Below are 18,767 nucleotides of genomic sequence, written 5' to 3' on the forward strand. Positions count from 1 at the left end.
AAAATTTAGATTTTTGATTAAAAAAATCAATACACCATTTAATATTTAAAATTATATGATATATGCATTAATGATCAATGAAATATTATGATATTAGGAATTGATTTTATAATATCAATCTGTTAATATTATTTAATAAAAATCTGATTTTGACTTTAAGGAATTTTTATATGAGTAATTTAAACGAAGTAAAAAATGAATATCTTCACATGTTGAAGGATAATATCATACCATTTTGGCTTAATAACGGACTTGATAAAAAGCATAGCGGATACTATACCGCTTTAGACAGGGAAGGCAAACTTATAGACAGCGATAAATCCGTATGGTTTCAAGGAAGATTTGCTTGGGTATTATCTACGCTTTATGCCGACTTTGAAAAAAATCAGCAGTATCTAGATGCTGCAAAATCTGGAATAGACTTTTTAGAGAAATACTGTTTTGACAATGAAGGCGACGGCAGAATGTTTTTCAGAGTAACAGAAGACGGAAAGCCTATCATAAAAAGATTAAGATACTACTACTCGGAAACATTTTGTATTATAGCTATGGCGGCATATTCAAGAGCAAGCGGAGATAAAAGCTATATAAAAAAAGCAGCAGATATACTAAACAATATAGACAGATATAAAAGAGAAGGACTTTTAATTCCTAAAATAAATCAGAAAAACAGACCGGCTATAGCTTTCGGACCTCCTATGATAATGCTTGCCACAGTTCAGGAATTAAGAAAAGCCGACCCAGATAATAAAGACTATTACAATAAATATATAGATAATCTTATTTCAGATATGAATCTGTTTTTATATGAGGATAAAAAAGCCGTATTAGAGCAATGCAATCCTGACGGAAGTCTGCAGGACACTTTTGAAGGAAGACTATTAAATCCTGGTCATGCCCTTGAAGCATCTTGGTTTATATTAAGAGAATCTATAGAAAGAAATCATGATGAAAACTTAAAAGCTATAGGACTTAAAATATTTGATTGGATGTGGGAATGGGGCTGGGATAAGGAATACGGCGGCATTATTCAGTATATGGATGTTCTGGGAAAGCCTAAAAGCGAATATCATCATGATATGAAATTCTGGTGGCCACAGACTGAGGCTGCTATAGCATCTTTATACTGCTACTATTTCACAAAAGATAATAAATATTTAGAAAAACATGATGCTGTAAAAGAATATACTAAAAAATTTATAGATGTAAAATACGGCGAATGGTTCGGATACCTTCATAGAGATGGAAGAATATCTACAGACTTAAAAGGAAATATGTATAAAGGACCTTTCCATATACCTAGAATGTACATGAAATGCGCAGATATAATAGATGCCATTAACTCTAAATAAATATTTGAAATATTATGTTTAGTTGAGACCGTATTTTTTATTAAAAGTGCGGTCTTTTTATTATAAGTTTTATATTATAAATAAATTTGTAATTTTATAAGCTATAGGTTAAAATAAAATCTATTATTTTAAGGTTTTTATTTAATGTATATTATTGATGATATAAAAAATACTATTATAAAAGGCGATGCATTAGAAGAATTAAAAAAAATACCTGATAACAGCATAGATTTGATATTTGCAGATCCTCCTTATTATATGCAGACGGAAGGCGAGCTCTTAAGAACAAACGGCGGGAAGTTTAACGGCGTTGATGATGAATGGGATAAATTTAACGGTTTTGAAGATTATGATAATTTTTCTGTAAATTGGTTAAAAGAATGTCAGAGAATATTAAAAATTACAGGAAGTATTTGGGTTATAGGCTCATTTCAGAATATATTCCGTATAGGCAAAATAATGCAGGATTTAGGATTTTGGATATTAAATGATATAATATGGAGTAAATCAAATCCCGTACCTAATTTCGGTGGAACCAGATTCTGTAATGCACATGAAACTCTGCTTTGGTGCGGAAAAAATAAAAATACTAAATACACTTTTAATTATAAAACTATGAAGCATCTGAATAATGATAAACAGGATAAAAGCGTATGGAATATAGCTCTTTGTACAGGCAGAGAAAGATTAAAAGATAAATACGGAAATAAAGTACATTCAACTCAAAAACCTGAAAAACTTTTATTTAAAGTTATTCTATCCTCTTCAAAACCTGACGATATAGTTTTGGATCCTTTTTTCGGAACGGGTACTACGGGAGCCGTTGCTAAAAGACTTTCAAGAAACTATATAGGAATAGAAAGAGAAAGCAAATATATTTTATATGCTGAAGAGCGTATAAAAAATACGGAAACGGAACTTACTGATTTGATTAATCTTAATTATGAAGTTAAGCCTCCTAAAGTACCTATAAAAAATCTTATTAAAAAAGGATATTTAAAGCCTAATCAAATTTTATATACTGAAAAAGGAGAGGAAGTATGTAAATTAAATGAAGACGGGAATGTTGAAAACGGACTTGGAATATTTTCTATACATCAAATGAGCGCAAAACTGCAGAATTTATCTAAATATAACGGTTGGAATTATTTTTATACATATTACAATGTAAATTTATACCTATAGATAAATTAAGATATATTTATATTGGGTATAATAATGAATAGTAATATAAAAGATATTATAAACCAAGCTGTATATAATATTATAAAAAAATCTGCTTCTAATAATAAAATAAGTAAATTAAACAAAAAACATAATGTTAAAATACATTTCATACCAAGAAAATATAGAATCTTTGGCGGATTACTTCAAAGTATGAATATACAATTCGGAAATTTTATTGAGGAGCTTATGAAAATAATTATATCTAATGATGACAGATATAGAATTATAGATAAATACAGCGGTAAAAAAAGCAATAATTTTATGATTTCTAAATCTAATGAAACTAGAATAGATAATTACATAACTAACTGCCAAACTGCTATAAATACTAATGAGCAATTAGAAAAGTTGTTTAATAATTTGAAAAAAGAAATATTAAATGACATAAAAAATAATAAAGATAATATTGTTAATTCATTTAAACATGATATAGATTTACTTTTTGAAGATAAGGAAGTAATATTATATATTATTTAGAAATAAAATATAATGATGACCATGATACTGGGAAATTTATTGATATTAATAGAAAATTTATAAAGACTTTCGCATACCTCTCCAATGAGTTTAAAACAGAGGAAATTGTACCTATACTATTCTTTTTTAATAATAAAAGAATGAAAGGAAATATTTACATACCTGAAACTTCAAACATAAAAAGAGGCAAAAAATTTTTTGATGAATTTTTATCAATAAAGTATGATGATGTAGATAACTATTTACAAAATCTTTCTGAAAGTACTGATGTTATAAAAATGTTTGATAAATTATATAAAAAAGTTATGGAAATAAAATAATAATTAATTTAAATATATACGATAATAAAAAAGATATTTTATTTTAAGGAATTTTATGGCAACGCTTAGAAAAGAATTAGAAAAAAGAGAATTGGAAACTTTGGATTTATTCACTATTTCTTTTTCATTATTTAAATCTAATTTTATTAATTTTCTGATAATATCATTAATATGCTGCATGCCTTTAATATTAACTGGAATATATTTTCCTATAAAAATATTCGATCCTTCTCAAATAAAAAATGCCGAAGAATTAATTAAATGGTTTAAATATGATGCCGACATAGGGTTTTATATAAATATATTTCTTTCTTGGTTTTTGGATATTATTTCCGTTTTATCAGTCTCTTTGTTAGTAGAAAGATTAATTTACGGAAGCAAAAAAACAGCCTCTTGGGCTATTGTAAAAAGCTTTAATTTTCTGCCTTCTGCATTATTTACATCTTTAATTTATTCCATACTGGTATTTTTAGGATTTACATTTTTTATAGTTCCGGGAATAGCTTTGATAATATTATTTGTATTCAGTAAAAATATATGCGTGTTAAGGCATACTTGGGGTATAAATGCTTTAAAATATTCATTTTATCTTTCAAAGCCTAAATTTTTTAAAACTTTATTCATACTAGGATTTATTTTTCTGTTTCAAAATGTTTTTTCAATTACATTTTTTCCTTCTTCTCTAAATAACAGAGAGGATTTATTATCATATTTTATTTCTATGATAGTATTATACATATTTGACACATATTTTAAAATTATTACAGCATTATTTTTTCTAAATAGAGATTATTTCAGCAATATGCAGTATGACGAAAAAGAATAAAAAATACGCAATTGTATTTTTTATATATAATTATCATATTAAAACAGTTATTTATTTTTTCTTATATTTTTTGATTATTTTATATTGTAAATTATTAAAAAATTTAAGGATAAATAAATATATGAAATCAAATAAATACAGTAAAAAAACGGAAGATAAAATATACGAACTTATAAAAAAAGAAAATCCCACATTTGAAATTATAAGCAGAAAATTAAGTATAGACTGCAATGACTTAAAAAACTATATTAATAAATCAAGCCGTAAATATAAAAAAAACCTGATAAAAAAAATTATAAAAGCAAGAAAAGAATATTTTAAAGATGCAGAAATAAAAATAGAAAATGCATTAATAAAAAAGGCGATAGGATATTACAGCAGAGAAATTACAAAAGAAGTAAAAATTGATAAAGAAGGCAACAGATGCGAAACAGAAAAAATAATGCATAAATATAATCCGCCAAGCGAAAGAGCAATTATAGTATTTTCAGATATGATAAAAAACCGTAATAATAAAAAAATTAAAAGAAAGGAATTAAAAAGTCAGTTAAATGAGAATGAAATAAGCATAAGAGTAGGTTTTAACGATTAGAAATATTATATTTGTATTATAGCAGACTTTGCTGTATAATAAATATTCACAAATAATACAGGATAATATTTAATAATGAGCGGAAACTTAAAAAATGAAATACTTGAGCTTGTAAAGAGCAGAGATATAATAAAGCCTACAAGATATTTGGGAGGAGAAATAAATGCTGTAATTAAACCAAATATGCCTTTTAAATTCATAATGGCTTTTGCAGATATGTACGAAATAGCTATAAGCAATTTGGGACTTTCAATACTTTATGAGGTTATAAACTCTATAGAATATGCATCTTGTGAAAGGGTATATGCCGTTGCGGAAGACTTTGAAAAGCTTTTAAGAGAAAAAAATATACCGCTTTATACTTTAGAGACTTTCAGCAGGGTAAAAGATGCAGATATTTTAGGATTTACTTTGCAGTACGAACTTATATATACAAATATACTTCAAATATTAGAATTAAGCCGTATACCGATATACAGAGATGACAGATTTGAAGATATGCCTATAATAGCTGCAGGAGGTCCTAGTGTATTTAATCCATTTCCTTTAACCGCTTTTATAGATGTATTTTTGTTCGGCGAGTTTGATTATGAGATAAAAAGATTTGTTGATATAATTTATAATCTCAAAAAAAAGGGGGCAAAAAAAGATGATATATTAAAAGAACTTTCAAAATTAGAATATGCTTATGTTCCTAAATACCCGAAAAATAATGTAAAAAGAATATTTGTTGAAAATATTAATAATATGCCTTATGTAAAAAAACCTTTGGTTCCTATTGTGGAAGGCATACAAAACAGAATATCCGTTGAAATATCCAGAGGATGCACTCATAGCTGCAGATTCTGTTTAGCTGGAATTACCTACCGTCCTGTAAGAAACCGTACTATAGAAAAAATTACTGAAATAGCACTTGAATCATTAAATGCTTCGGGGGCAAATACCATTAATTTATTTTCGCTTTCTGCAGATGATTATCCTCATATTTCAGATTTGATAGAATATCTTCAGACATTAGGAGAGCATAAAGGTTTTTCATTATCTCTTCCTTCACTTAGAATAGACTCATTTGATAAGGAAGCCGCAGAAAGAATAGCTCAGTTCAGAAAGACTGGATTAACATTTGCGCTTGAGGTAGGAAGCCATGAATTAAGAGAAAAAATTAATAAATCAATGGATGAAGACGCCATATATAAAATACTTGCAGATGTTCAGAAAATGGGCTGGAAAATAGTAAAGATTTATTTTATGATTGGCTTTACAGATAATACAGATAAAGAAGCCGAAGAAATAATATATGCGCTTGAAAAAATGTTAGCCGCTTCAAAAAATAAAATAAGAATTAATGCAGCAATTAATGTATTTATACCAAAACCGCATACTCCTCTTGAAAATAATAATCAGCTTACAGATGAAGAGGCTATTTATTATATAGGAAAAATCAAAGATCATTTTAAAGGCACTAAAGTATTAATAAAATACCATCCTCCAAGAATGGCAGAAATTGAAGGTATAATATCCAGAGGCGATGAAAAAATATGCGATATAATTTATAAATCCTATAAAAAAGGTGCAAGATTTGATGCTTGGGCTGAGCATTTCAAATATGATATTTGGAAGGAAGTTATAGAAGAAAGCGGATACACTGTAAAAGAATTATTAAGCAGAAAAACAAATATGCCTTGGAAATGCATAGATACTCTTGTAAGCCATGAGTTTTTTGACAGGGAATATGAAAGATTTCAAAAAGGTAAATTTACTGATTACTGCTTTACAGGAAAATGTCAGAACTGCGGTATTGATTATAAAAAATACTGCAGTAAATACAAAAAAGAAATCTTAAACTGCAACTTTAATAAAATGTCGGAAGAATTAAAAAGTTTAAATAAAAGAGATATATTTGCCGTAAACCATAAAATATTTATAAAATTCAAAAAAGAAGGCATATCATCATTATTAGGTATGCATGATCTGTCACGCATAATGATTTGTGCTTTAAAAATTGCAGGAGCCGGCATATCATTAAGCAGAGGATTTCACCCTCTTGAAAAAGTTGCATTTACACCTCCTACTCCGTTTGCATGCGAAAGCGAGACGGAATATATGGAAGTAAGCTTAACTGATTTAATAGATACGGAATTATTAAAAAATAAAATTAATAATTTACTTAATCATATAGGAATTGAAATAATAAGTTCCGTTTCAGTACCTGCAAATACTAAAAATATCAGGCTTCTTCCAAAAAATACAGTTTACAGAATTATTACAAGCGATGATAAAAAGGCTTTTGATGTATTATCGTATAAAGATAAAATGAAAATAAGCGAAGAGAGAAAAGGAGATTATATTATCGTAAATAATGAAAAAAGTTTATTGATAACTCTCTTGGAAAGCAAAGAAAAAGCTGTAAGAATAAGAGATATAAAAAGCTATTTATCAAAAAATAATATAAATATAATAAATATTAGAAAATTAGACCTTGTATAATAATACTTTTTACTTTATAAAAATAAACAATATAAAATTCCATAAATAAAAACTTGTAAAGCTTAATATTTTATTATATCATAGTGAAATATTATAATAAAATTAATTTAGGAGAAATATTATGAAATCTTATAGAAAAGTTTTAGAGATAAATTATCCGAAAAGAAGAGGTTATATTAATATAACTCAGGAAGTACAAAAATGTCTAAATGAAAGCGGAATTAAAGAGGGTTTCATTTTATGCAATGCTATGAATATAACGGCAAGCGTATTTATAAATGATGATGAAAGCGGACTTCATAATGACTTTGAAGTATGGCTTGAAAAATTAGCTCCTGAAAAACCTCATAGTCAGTATAAGCATAACGGCTATGAAGATAATGCAGATGCCCATATGAAAAGACAATTAATGGGAAGAGAAGTTGTTGTAGCGGTTACGGAAGGAAAATTAGACTTCGGCACTTGGGAGCAGATATTTTACGGAGAATATGACGGCAAAAGATTAAAAAGGGTTTTAATAAAAATTATAGGAGAATAAAAAATTAAAATGCATAATAAAATATTTTAATTGAATTTAATAAATAAGAGAGTTGTTATGAAATTGTTTTTCAGCGATTATGATATGACTATATATATTAATGAAAAAATTGACGGAAGCGTATTTGATGCAGTGAAAAAATGGAGAGATTCGGGAAATATATTTATTATTGCAACGGGCAGAAATAAATTTTCTATATTTGAACATATTGAAAAATATAATTTAGAGTTTGATTATTTAATAGCAAATAACGGAGCTTTAATTTTTAATAATAAAAAAGAAATAATTTTCAGAGATGATATTGAAGATAAAACGGCATATAATGTTATTAATTTTCTATACGAAAATTTTGAAGGAACAATAGAAATAGCAAATGATGACAATATAATATCTGTAATATCTAAAAACGGCAAGGATATGCTTCCCTTCAAAGTGGATAAAAAAATAAATATTAAAGAAATAGAAACAATATCAAATATTATACAAATAAATAAAATGACTCCTAATGCTGAGCAGACTGAAAAAGCAGCAAATATAATTAATGAAAGATTTAAAGATGTCATAGCATACCCTAATATAAGAACTGTTGATATAGTTAAAAACTCTGTTAATAAATCTAACGGAGTAAACTTTATATATCAGTTATTAAAAAATGATAATCAAAATATAGAAAAGATAATAACTGCGGGAGATTCTAATAATGATATAGAGATGATAAAAAAATATGAAGGTTATGTGCAGATTAACGCCAATCAAAAAATAAAATCCATAACAAATAAATATTTTAATTTTATTTCAGATGTCATTTATAAAGAATTATAGCATATTTACTTAAATACTGAAACAGTATGCATTAGATTTTTATGCATACTGAAAATTACCGCATACAAGAAATCTGTCTTTTCCGCTTAAATCTTTTTTTACTGATACATTTTTTATATCAAGAAAATTGCATATATTAATTAAAGCCTCTCCCTGATCATAGCCTATTTCAAAAAAGAAAGCTCCATTATCCTTTAAATATTTTTCTATGATACTTAAAAAACTCTTATAAAAATCAAGTCCGTCTTCTCCCGAATATAATGCATTTTGAGGCTCAAACTCCAAATCTTTTTGAAGGGAATTTTTATCTCTTAAAGGCACATAAGGAGCATTTGAAACTATTATATCAAATTTATTTTCGGGTGAAAAAATTAAAGCATCAGCATTTATTATATTTATAATTTTTTCATTTCCTAATATATTTAAAGCATTTTTATTTATAACCTGAAAAGCTCCATTGCTGATTTCAATAGCTGTAATATCAATGTTTTTATTCTGCTCTAAAAATAATTTTTTTAATGTTAAGGCTATATTTCCGCTTCCAGACCCTATATCGCATATTGAAATATTATTTTTATCTTTTGTATAATCTAATACTAAATCAATAATCTCTTCGGTTTCCGGTCTTGGTATAAGCACATTATTATCAACATAAAAATCAAAGCCGTAAAACTCTTTTTTATTTATAATATATGCCAAAGGATCATAATTTAATCTTCTATTAATAAGTTTCTCAATTCTTTCTATCTCATAATTATTTAATTCTTTTAAACCTTCGGATATTAATTGATTTTTTGTAAAATTTAAAGCATGCATTATAATAGTTTGTGCCTCAATATAAGACACTTTATAATCATTATTAATTTTTTCTAATTTTTTAGCGTAATTAATTATTACTTGATTAATATTCATTTTTTTTATTCTCTGTTATTATACTATATAGATCATCTTTATCTTTATATTTTTCTAATAAACTAATTATTTCTTCCTGATGATTTTTAATATCATCTTCTCCCCATTTATCATATTTACAAAAAACTAGAGCCTGTTTTAAGCTATATTTTCTTTTAAATTTTTCCCATTCTACTCTTTTATTATTATAATCCCATTTTCCTAGTAAAGTATTTTGTGATGAAGATATCAAACACAAATTACCTATACTATGCAAAATATCATTGTCTAATACTATATTTTCAGCCTGTTTTTGTGAATATATATGTTCAATAGAACCAACAGAAGCAAATTTAAAATCATCTGCTATTTTCTCAAAATCCTTAAATTTCTTTTCATCATTTTTAAAGTAATTATTTTTAAAATCATTTGGATTTAATTTAAACTCTAATAATATTAAAAAATCAATATAATAAAAAAGTCTATGAGGAGTAGCTGTACCAAGAGATAAATTCTTAAAATCTAAACTATAAATATCTTCTCTAAAAACATTCCATAAAGTATTTGTTAAATTGATTAACATTACTATTTTTTGATTATTATTAGATATTAAAGATTTTAATAATTTATATAGCCAAGTTTTATTATGTTTTGCTGGAGTTAAAATTTCTAATATAGTCTGCAAATGTATAATAAAATCATTTATTTTTTTAATATTATCAATATTTTTATATTCTTCTTCATTGTTTGTTATTGTACAAATATAATTATGATTATATGTTACTTTTCCTTCCTTATCTATAGATTCATTTTTTTTATATGATCTTAATCTATATTGATCTGAAAAAGCCTCTTCAGAATTATCTTTTTTTATTATATAATTATCAAATATCTTTCTATATTCTAATAAGCTTTCTATAAACTCTTTTGAAAATGTAGAATTCTCTTCTTCTCTTTTCATATTTTTTTCTATATATTTATCAAATATTTTTAATAAAAATTTATCATTAAATGAATCAGGAACATATTCTTTTTTGTTATTTTTTTCAAAGTCAAACAAATAAATTGAGTGTAATAAAAAATTAGGAAAATCTATAATAGATTCAAATTGACTATGTCTATTTTCTTTATTTATATTATCAGTAATACTCTCATCAATTTTACATTTTTCATTTTCCATTTTTTCAAAAATATTTTTTAATCTATCTCCGTCATCATAATTTTTATTTTTTATATTATTTAATGCATACTGAACATACATATTAAAATTTGAACATATATCCCATTTATTAGAATATTTTTCACGTTCTTTTTTATCTTCAATAAAACTTAATAATCTAGCTTTTAATATATCATGTAATTCTAATTGCTCACCTCTTGTATTCATTATCTCAAAATATTCTATTAAATCAGTATCCTTAGGAAGTATTATTCTTATAATTTGTACTTTATCAAATAAAAAATCAGTATATTCTTTTTTGATGTCTTCATTTTCTTTGAAATTTTCATTAAAAAAATTATTTATAACATTAAAAGCATATTCAAACGACTGCAAGCCATTTTCTTCTGTTACATATGCTTCATTTATTTCTTCTTTTCCTAACTTCTTTTTCAGATATTCATTTATTTCATCTCTAATTTCAAAATAAATTGTAATATCTTTAGTTATTAATTCATTTGTCAAAAGAGATTTTTCTATCAAATAAATATAAATTAAACTTATAACTGTTAACCTTTGCTGACCATCTATAACATCGTAGATATTATCATTTTCTTTATGAGCAACAATCAATGAACCTATATAATAATTAGATTCTTTATCATTTTTATATTGATTATAAATATCTAATAATAATTCTAATATCTCTTTTTCACCCCAAGCAAAATTTCTTTGATATATAGGTATTCTATAGCGGTCATCATTATCAAATATTTCGTATAATGTATAAGTCTTTAATTCTTCACTAGACATTTTTATACCCAAATTATTTAATTTCTTTATCTTTACAAAAAAACAGGTATGGTATTTTTTATATAGTCAATAATTTCAACTATTTTTCTTTTCTCATCCACTTCTATTTTTTGATTCATTATACCTAGTTTTAATATATCATTAGGTTCATAGCAAAAATTATAAATATAATAAAAATAATTATTTATAGAATTATTAATAGTTTTATATGAAACCCTATATTCCTCCAATCTTATCCTATAAGCATAGGCATATATTTTAATATTTAAATTATCATTTAAACTATTAATTCCAAACTTATTAATAAAAGCTATTAATGCTGCTTTATATAATGATTTAACCAATATATCACCTGTTCTATCACTCTTATAATAATTAATATGAGGGGCATTTTTTATTCTACCTTCTACAATATCATACAAATCATTATAATATTCCAACATATAGAAAAAATATTCCCCATTTATAATAGGTCTATTTATATCATAATAATTATTAACTATGCTGCTATTAATATATGGATAATTTTTATTTTTATTAATACCCTTAAATAAGGGTATATCATCTTTACTAAACTTGACATTTGCATTATCTTTAATAGTCCATTTTTTCATTCTATATAATACGTCAAATAATTCTCCCAATTTATTATCATCAATTAATTTTTCCCATTTTTTTACGATACCATTTATATTATTATAATCATCATTTGATGAAGACTTAGTCCATTCATTAAGATGGTATGCCTTTAATAAATCAAAAGCCTCAAGTGGTTTACCTCTTGAATTCTGAGAATCAAATAATTGAAAAGCCTCTTCCAACTTATCAACTACAATTACCACCATTTTACAATTATCCAAGATAAATTTTAACAGATCTTTATCTTCTTCATAAATGTAATTTTTTATATGTTGATAATTTTTTATAATATTATTTTTAGAAATATCATTGAAGCAAGAATCTAAAATAGCATTTGCTACACTTTCTTTTTTATCATTAATTTTTTCTAAAATATCACGTATAATAGAAATACTTACTAATCTTTGCTGACCATCTACTATATTATATTCTTCTTTTTCTTTATGTAAAATTAAAGTACCAATTCTATATTCATTTTTATTCTTATTATTTTTTATATCATTAAGAAGCTTTAAAATAGTTTCTTCTTTCCATTTATAAGGTCTTTGATATTCTGGTATAACTAATTTTTTTTCTAAAATACTTCCTAAAGGCAACAATTCTAATTCTTTTTCAATTATCGACATAATACAACCCTTATGATATAAATTAATTATTCAAAAAATCTTCTCTTTTAGGTGTGAAAGTATATAATAATTTGCCTTTCTTAATACACTTACAGCCATGACTCATATTTTTAGCGAAATGCAAACTATCTCCTGCTTTGCTAAATACTTTTCTCCATTAACTGTAAATTCTCCATCTATAATATAAGTAATTTCTTCATGTTCATTATGAGAATGAGTTTCAGCTATAGCATTTTCATTAAATTACATACAAACAGTCATAAGGTTATCAGAATGAGCTAATATTCTTCTTTTAAGTACATTCAGTAAATTCTGTAAATTAGTTTTATTAAAATCCTGATACATATAAATTCCCTTTGAAAATGATAATATTTTTAAAGTATAACAAGTTTATATAATAATTCAAGATATATAGTGAAATAAAAGACACAAAAAAACTAGCCGTTTTAGACTAGTTTATTAAATATAAATAACAAATATAACTATTATAGAAAAATTCACTCAAATATGAATAGCAGTAAGATTTAAGTCGGACAATCTCCGAATAAAGGAGGTGATCCAGCCACACCTTCCGGTACGGCTGCCTTGTTACGACTTCACCCTCATCATCAGTCCCACCTTCGGCGCCGCCCCCCTTGCGGTTAGGCTAACGACTTCAGGTAAAACCAACTCCGATGGCGTGACGGGCGGTGTGTACAATCCCCGGGAACGTATTCACCGTAGCGTTCTGATCTACGATTACTAGTGATTCCAACTTCATGGAGTCGAGTTTCAGACTCCAATCCGAACTGAGGCAACTTTTTTGAGTTTCGCTCCACCTCGCGGTCTTGCATCTCTTTGTACTTGCCATTGTAGCACGTGTGTAGCCCTGGACATAAGGGCCATGAGGACTTGACATCATCCCCACCTTCCTCCTACTTGAACGTAGGCAGTCCCCTAAGAGTGCCCGACATTACTCGGTAGCAACAAAGGGTGAGGGTTGCGCTCGTTGCGGGACTTAACCCAACATCTCACGACACGAGCTGACGACAGCCATGCAGCACCTATGTAAAATGTCCTTGCGGTCTGACTTATCTCTAAATCATTCATCTTACAATTCAAACCCAGGTAAGGTTTTTCGCGTATCATCGAATTAAACCACATGCTCCACCACTTGTGCGGGGACCCGTCAATTTCTTTGAGTTTCACCCTTGCGGGCATACTCCTCAGGCGGTACACTTAAGACGTTAGCTACGGCACTCCTATTTAAATAGAAGCACCTAGTGTACAACGTTTACGGCTAGGACTACCAGGGTATCTAAGCCTGTTTGCTCCCCTAGCTTTCGTGATTCAGCGTCGATAAATGCCCAGATGACTGCCTTCGCTATAGGTGTTCCTCTCGATATCTGCGCATTCCACCGCTACACCGAGAATTCCATCATCCCCTACAATATCCAAGACTTACAGTATCCGAGGCGTTCCCGAAGTTGAGCTTCGGTCTTTCACCTTAGACTTATAAATCCGCCTACTCACCCTTTACGCCCAGTAAATCCGAGCAACGTTTGCCTCCTACGTATTACCGCGGCTGCTGGCACGTAGTTAGCCGAGGCTTACATTATCTACTGTCACTCATTCTTCGATAATTTCCGAGGTTTACAACCCGAAGGCCTTCATCCCTCACGCGATGTCGCTCCATCAGACTTTCGTCCATTGTGGAAGATTCTCAGCTGCTGCCTCCCGTAGGAGTCTGGGCCGTATCTCAGTCCCAATGTGGCCGGTCACCCTCTCAGGTCGGCTACCTATCGTAGCTTTGGTAGGCAGTTACCCCACCAACAGGCTAATAGGCCGCAGGCTCATCGTAAAGCGGATTACTCCTTTCCTCTATTCTGCTTATGCAGCAAGAGTATATGCGGTATTAGTCCATGTTTCCATGGGTTATCCCCCACTCTACGGCAGATTACCTACGTGTTACTCACCAGTTCGCCGCTAGCTTATTCAGTTGCCCAAATAAGCCCGCTCGACTTGCATGCTTAAGACGCATCGCCAACGTTCGCTCTGAGCCAGAATCAAACTCTCCATACTCACTTCGTGAATCTGAAATGATTCTTTAGTTTTACTATTCTATCAAATAGTGATTTACTTAACTTAAAAGAAATGTTACAAAATTGTAACCGTTGGGTCATAGAACTAATTAAAGTTCATTACACCAGTTGTGTTTTTTCTTAAATTGCTTCTGCTATCCATATTTCAAAGAACTTTTATTCCAGCTGATATTTTATTTTTGTTTCTCATCAACTGTTTTATTATCATAGCATACAAAATAAAAAAACTCAATACTCTCTAAAAGAGTTTTATATATTTTTTATATGTTTTTTATTAAAAATACAGTATTGTAAAACATACAATACATATTTTATCCTAATTATAATTATATATATATTTTTATTATAAAAAACAAAGCTCATTGATATAATATAATCAAATTTATACAGATTTTTTAAGCTTTTTTTGATAAATTCAAGTAAAATTATACGGCTGAATTAAAAAATCAAAGAATATTTATTTAAATATATATAAAAATAAAATTAATAAAAACTAAACCGATAAAATATATAAATAAAGACTCAATTAAAACATATAATTTTTTAATTGCTTGATTTTATATTCATTTAGATATATTATATAAGTCTATAATATCGGAGCTTAATTTTGGAAAATATATTAGATATAATAAATAAAGCGCAATTGAAAACAATAGATAAAGATACTTTTTTATCAATAGCCTCAATATGTTCTTTTATTCCTAAGTCCGTCACGGAAAATAATATTTGGAAAAAACTGCCTTCTTCAGCCAAAGAGGTATACAGAACATTGGTAGCTAATTATGATTATGAATTGGGAATCGCTAAAACAACTCATTCTCAGATACTTAATGAAGCAGGTATAGGAGGAAATGCCACAATAGTAAAATCGTTGGATGTGCTTGAGGAAAAAGGATTTATAACCAGAGTAGAATCTAAGGCAAAAAGCCATCATTATCTTATGCCGCATCAGGAAAAATTTTATTCAGCTGTATGCCGTTTTGAAACGAGAGTTTTTTCTGTGCTTTATACTATAAATAAAAAAAATAAAAAAGATACTCAGGTTAAGCAGGTTACCAATAAGCTTTTCTTTAAGGTTTGTTATAATTTAAGCTGTTTGGGTATAGATGAACCTCAGAAGTTAATAGATAAATATGCTTCAGACGGAAATAAGCTTAGAATAATTTTGTCTATGTGCAATTATATTTATATAGCCAAAGAAAAAAAATTAAATAATGATATAAATTTAAATAAATATCTAATAGATTCATTGAAAAAAGGAAATATAACAGAAAATATATTTGATGATAACACAATGAATATTATAAAAAATATATTAATAAATAGAAAACAAAATATGACAGAGTAAAATTATGGCAACAAAAAAAAACAATACAACGGATAAAAAAGAAGATACTGTAAAAAAAACAGTAAGAAAAAAAACCGCAGATACTAACAAAAAAACTTCTGCTAAGGCAGATAAAAAAGAAGATACTGTAAAAAAAACAGTAAGAAAGAAAACCGCAGATACTAACAAAAAAACTTCTGCTAAGGCAGATAAAAAAGAAGATTCCATTAAAAAAACTGCAGAAAAATCAGATACTAATAAAAAAAACTCTGATATAAAAATATTGGAAGAAAAAACAGAGATGAAGTCTCTTAAAGATGAAAAAAAAGAAAATTCTATTAAAAAAACAGACGGCAGAAATATAGTTTTAAAAACTTCAAGTCCTATCAGAAAAATAGAATCTATTAAAACTGAAAGAAACGAAAATAAAACCGAAAGAGAATCTATAACGCTTCTTAAAGAGGCTATAAAAGCTAAGTCCAAAAATGTATCAAAACCTGTAACGGTAAAAAAACGCATAGCTGTGGCAGATGATAATAATCTAAATGATATTAATGCAAAAAGCACTCCTGTTAATGATTCAAATAATAAAGCAGATGAAAAAAAAGATGATATTTCTGTATTGAACAATGATGCGGCAGAATATATAAAAGATGAAAATAATACAGATGCTCCTATTTCTTCAGCAATAGTAAGCGATGAGAATACCTCAGTATATTCTTTTGAAACATTTAAAGAAAATGATATTAAAGAAGAACTTAAAACAGAAAATAATGTTGCTCCTAATACGGACTTTAATAATAAAGAAGATAATAATATAAATACTGAATCAATTATTGAAGAAAATAGGGAAAATGAAGAAAACATTGAGTACATTGAAGAAAATAATATTCAGAAAGAAAAAAACGATATATCGGAAGAAAATCTGTATATAGAAAAAACTGAAGAAAATTTTATAGAAGAAGAGACTGATAGCATTACAGAAGAACATATTACAGAAGAGAAATCAGATCTTAAAGAAGAAACTACTGAAGAAAAAGCCATATACAGCAAAAGCGATATTTTTAAAAGAACCGTTATTATACCAAATAATGATGATCATATTCAAAAGTACAAATTTAATCAGGAAGAAATAGATAATGCCATAAAAGACGCTCCCTTAATACATGAAGACACTTCTATAGAAAATTATCAAAATTATTCTAAGCCTCATTATTATGAGGATAATCAGAAAATACAGGAATTAAAAGACAAAGATATAAAAATAATAGAAACTCAAGATAAATTAAAAACCCATTACTTACCTGAAATAGAAAAAAAACCTGCAGAACCGTATATTGCTCCAAATCATTCTATAGAAAATAATAAAAAATCTAATAAAATTGTGCCTATAATAGCCATTATAATCATAATATTGGGTTTATCATTTTTAGCAATTCAATTCTTTTCAGGAAAAAATAACGAAGCTGATGATGGATTTTATGAAATAGTTACAAATGAAAACCCTGCTGATAACTATTTATCAGATACCAATAGTTTAACATCAAATAATATTACAAATAACAGCAGCAATACTATAATAATACCTCAAGCTACTAATACAGTTAGTACTAATACAGTAAGACCTCAGACTAATAATATAGTCAATATCAATGCGGCGAGTCCTCAGACTAACAATACAGTCAATACCAATGCAGTGAGACCTCAGACTAATAATACATTAAGCACCAGCACATCGGCATTCGAAACAATACAAAATAATAACACGGATATTTATAAAACAAAATGGACAGATACATTATCATCAATAGCAACTTCAGAACTTGGGGACGGAAAAAGATGGCCTTCCATAGCTGTATTAAATGAAAATATAATAAATAATCCAGATAATATAGTTTTTAATATGGATATAAAAATTCCTAAAGCAGAAAAAAAAAAATTGGAAGATATGAGCAGCGATGAAAAAAAAGCTTTATATAATGACTATATAAAAGTGGCAGAAATATATTTAAAAATAGGAAAGGAAAATCTTGCAAATTCAATAAAATCTCAGGCAGATTCCATATTAAAATAAATATAATTATGAAAAAATCAGTAAAATCAAATAGAAAAAATAAAAACTCTATATTAATATTTTCATGTACATTATGCGGCGTATGCTGCAAAGAAAAAGGATATGTATTTTTTACAGACGATGATATAAAAAGAGCGTCAAAATTGTTAGAAATATCTCCGCTAATTTTTATAAATCAATATTTAGATTATGAAGAAGGCTACGGATATCATATAAAAGTAGCAAGCGATAAGCCCTGCACTTTTCTAGATAAAAATAATAAATGCGGGATTAACATAGAAAAACCAAATCAGTGCTCCACCTATCCGTACTGGAATGAGTATACCGATAAAAACGGAAATTTAATAGCAGACAAGTTTAATAGAAACTGTCATGGGGTTAAATTAAAAAAATTATAATTTCTTATTATTGCTAATAAAAATTGTTCGCTTAAAGTTTCTGTCATTCTTGCGAATGCCAGAAGCTCGCAATTTTTATAATTTAATCTTAACAATATTTAAAAATTATAATTTTTCT

The 18,767-nt window shown here is 27.3% G+C and carries 13 protein-coding genes, 1 rRNA gene and 1 pseudogene; 11 read left to right on the plus strand and 4 right to left on the minus strand.

From position 1 onward, the window contains the following. Nucleotides 1–170 precede the first annotated feature (170 nt). The 8 genes and pseudogenes from QZ306_RS01430 to QZ306_RS01470 all read left to right on the plus strand — a co-directional run bounded on the left by QZ306_RS01430 (nt 171) and on the right by QZ306_RS01470 (nt 8,641). Entirely contained in the window at nt 171–1,352 is a 1,182-nt protein-coding gene (locus tag QZ306_RS01430; RefSeq protein ID WP_295160057.1) for an AGE family epimerase/isomerase, read from the plus strand. A 144-nt stretch (nt 1,353–1,496) separates the two neighbouring features. Next, nucleotides 1,497–2,537 (plus strand): site-specific DNA-methyltransferase, encoded by a 1,041-nt coding sequence (locus tag QZ306_RS01435; RefSeq protein ID WP_295160059.1) that lies wholly within the window; start codon nt 1,497–1,499, stop codon nt 2,535–2,537. Between the two features lie 33 nt (nt 2,538–2,570). Next, nucleotides 2,571–3,376 (plus strand): annotated as a pseudogene (locus QZ306_RS10640) (HinfI family type II restriction enzyme). A 55-nt stretch (nt 3,377–3,431) separates the two neighbouring features. Continuing rightward, complete coding sequence (locus QZ306_RS01450; protein WP_295160065.1) at nt 3,432–4,202, plus strand: hypothetical protein; 771 nt, start codon at nt 3,432–3,434, stop codon at nt 4,200–4,202. A 121-nt stretch (nt 4,203–4,323) separates the two neighbouring features. Further along, nucleotides 4,324–4,794 (plus strand): hypothetical protein, encoded by a 471-nt coding sequence (locus QZ306_RS01455; protein WP_295160067.1) that lies wholly within the window; start codon nt 4,324–4,326, stop codon nt 4,792–4,794. A 75-nt stretch (nt 4,795–4,869) separates the two neighbouring features. After that, nucleotides 4,870–7,281: a TIGR03960 family B12-binding radical SAM protein gene (locus QZ306_RS01460; RefSeq protein WP_295160070.1), complete on the plus strand. Its 2,412-nt coding sequence runs from the start codon at nt 4,870–4,872 to the stop codon at nt 7,279–7,281. 121 nt (nt 7,282–7,402) lie between these two features. After that, entirely contained in the window at nt 7,403–7,819 is a 417-nt protein-coding gene (locus tag QZ306_RS01465) for a secondary thiamine-phosphate synthase enzyme YjbQ (RefSeq protein WP_295160072.1), read from the plus strand. Nucleotides 7,820–7,876: 57 nt separating this feature from the next. Beyond that, on the plus strand, nt 7,877–8,641 hold the full coding sequence (locus tag QZ306_RS01470; RefSeq protein WP_295160074.1) for an HAD-IIB family hydrolase: 765 nt from the start codon (nt 7,877–7,879) through the stop codon (nt 8,639–8,641). A gap of 39 nt (nt 8,642–8,680) precedes the next feature. Here QZ306_RS01470 and prmC read toward each other — a convergent pair whose 3' ends face one another. The 4 genes from prmC to QZ306_RS01490 form a co-directional block, all read right to left on the minus strand. After that, nucleotides 8,681–9,553 carry a peptide chain release factor N(5)-glutamine methyltransferase gene (gene prmC / locus QZ306_RS01475; RefSeq protein WP_295160076.1) on the minus strand — a complete coding sequence of 291 codons (873 nt, stop codon included), beginning with the start codon at nt 9,551–9,553 and terminating at the stop codon, nt 8,681–8,683. Continuing rightward, nucleotides 9,543–11,504 carry a DUF262 domain-containing protein gene (locus QZ306_RS01480; protein ID WP_295160079.1) on the minus strand — a complete coding sequence of 654 codons (1,962 nt, stop codon included), beginning with the start codon at nt 11,502–11,504 and terminating at the stop codon, nt 9,543–9,545. Before QZ306_RS01480 ends, prmC begins: the two co-directional genes overlap by 11 nt. 32 nt (nt 11,505–11,536) lie before the next feature. Next, nucleotides 11,537–12,769: a DUF262 domain-containing protein gene (locus QZ306_RS01485; protein WP_295160081.1), complete on the minus strand. Its 1,233-nt coding sequence runs from the start codon at nt 12,767–12,769 to the stop codon at nt 11,537–11,539. A gap of 546 nt (nt 12,770–13,315) precedes the next feature. Beyond that, nucleotides 13,316–14,830 (minus strand): 16S ribosomal RNA (locus QZ306_RS01490). Nucleotides 14,831–15,457: 627 nt separating this feature from the next. Between QZ306_RS01490 and QZ306_RS01495 the strand changes: the two genes are divergently transcribed. Genes QZ306_RS01495 through QZ306_RS01505 form a run of 3 tightly spaced genes read left to right on the plus strand, consistent with a single transcriptional unit; the run spans nt 15,458 to nt 18,649 of the window. Next, entirely contained in the window at nt 15,458–16,198 is a 741-nt protein-coding gene (locus tag QZ306_RS01495; RefSeq protein ID WP_295160083.1) for a hypothetical protein, read from the plus strand. 4 nt (nt 16,199–16,202) lie between these two features. Next, the gene (locus QZ306_RS01500; RefSeq protein ID WP_295160085.1) at nt 16,203–18,251 is read left to right on the plus strand and encodes a hypothetical protein; all 2,049 of its coding nucleotides are present in this window, start codon (nt 16,203–16,205) and stop codon (nt 18,249–18,251) included. Between the two features lie 8 nt (nt 18,252–18,259). After that, on the plus strand, nt 18,260–18,649 hold the full coding sequence (locus QZ306_RS01505) for a YkgJ family cysteine cluster protein (RefSeq protein ID WP_295160088.1): 390 nt from the start codon (nt 18,260–18,262) through the stop codon (nt 18,647–18,649). Nucleotides 18,650–18,767: the final 118 nt, after the last annotated feature.

This window comes from uncultured Brachyspira sp., from assembly GCF_910588665.1.
Lineage (GTDB): Bacteria > Spirochaetota > Brachyspiria > Brachyspirales > Brachyspiraceae > Brachyspira.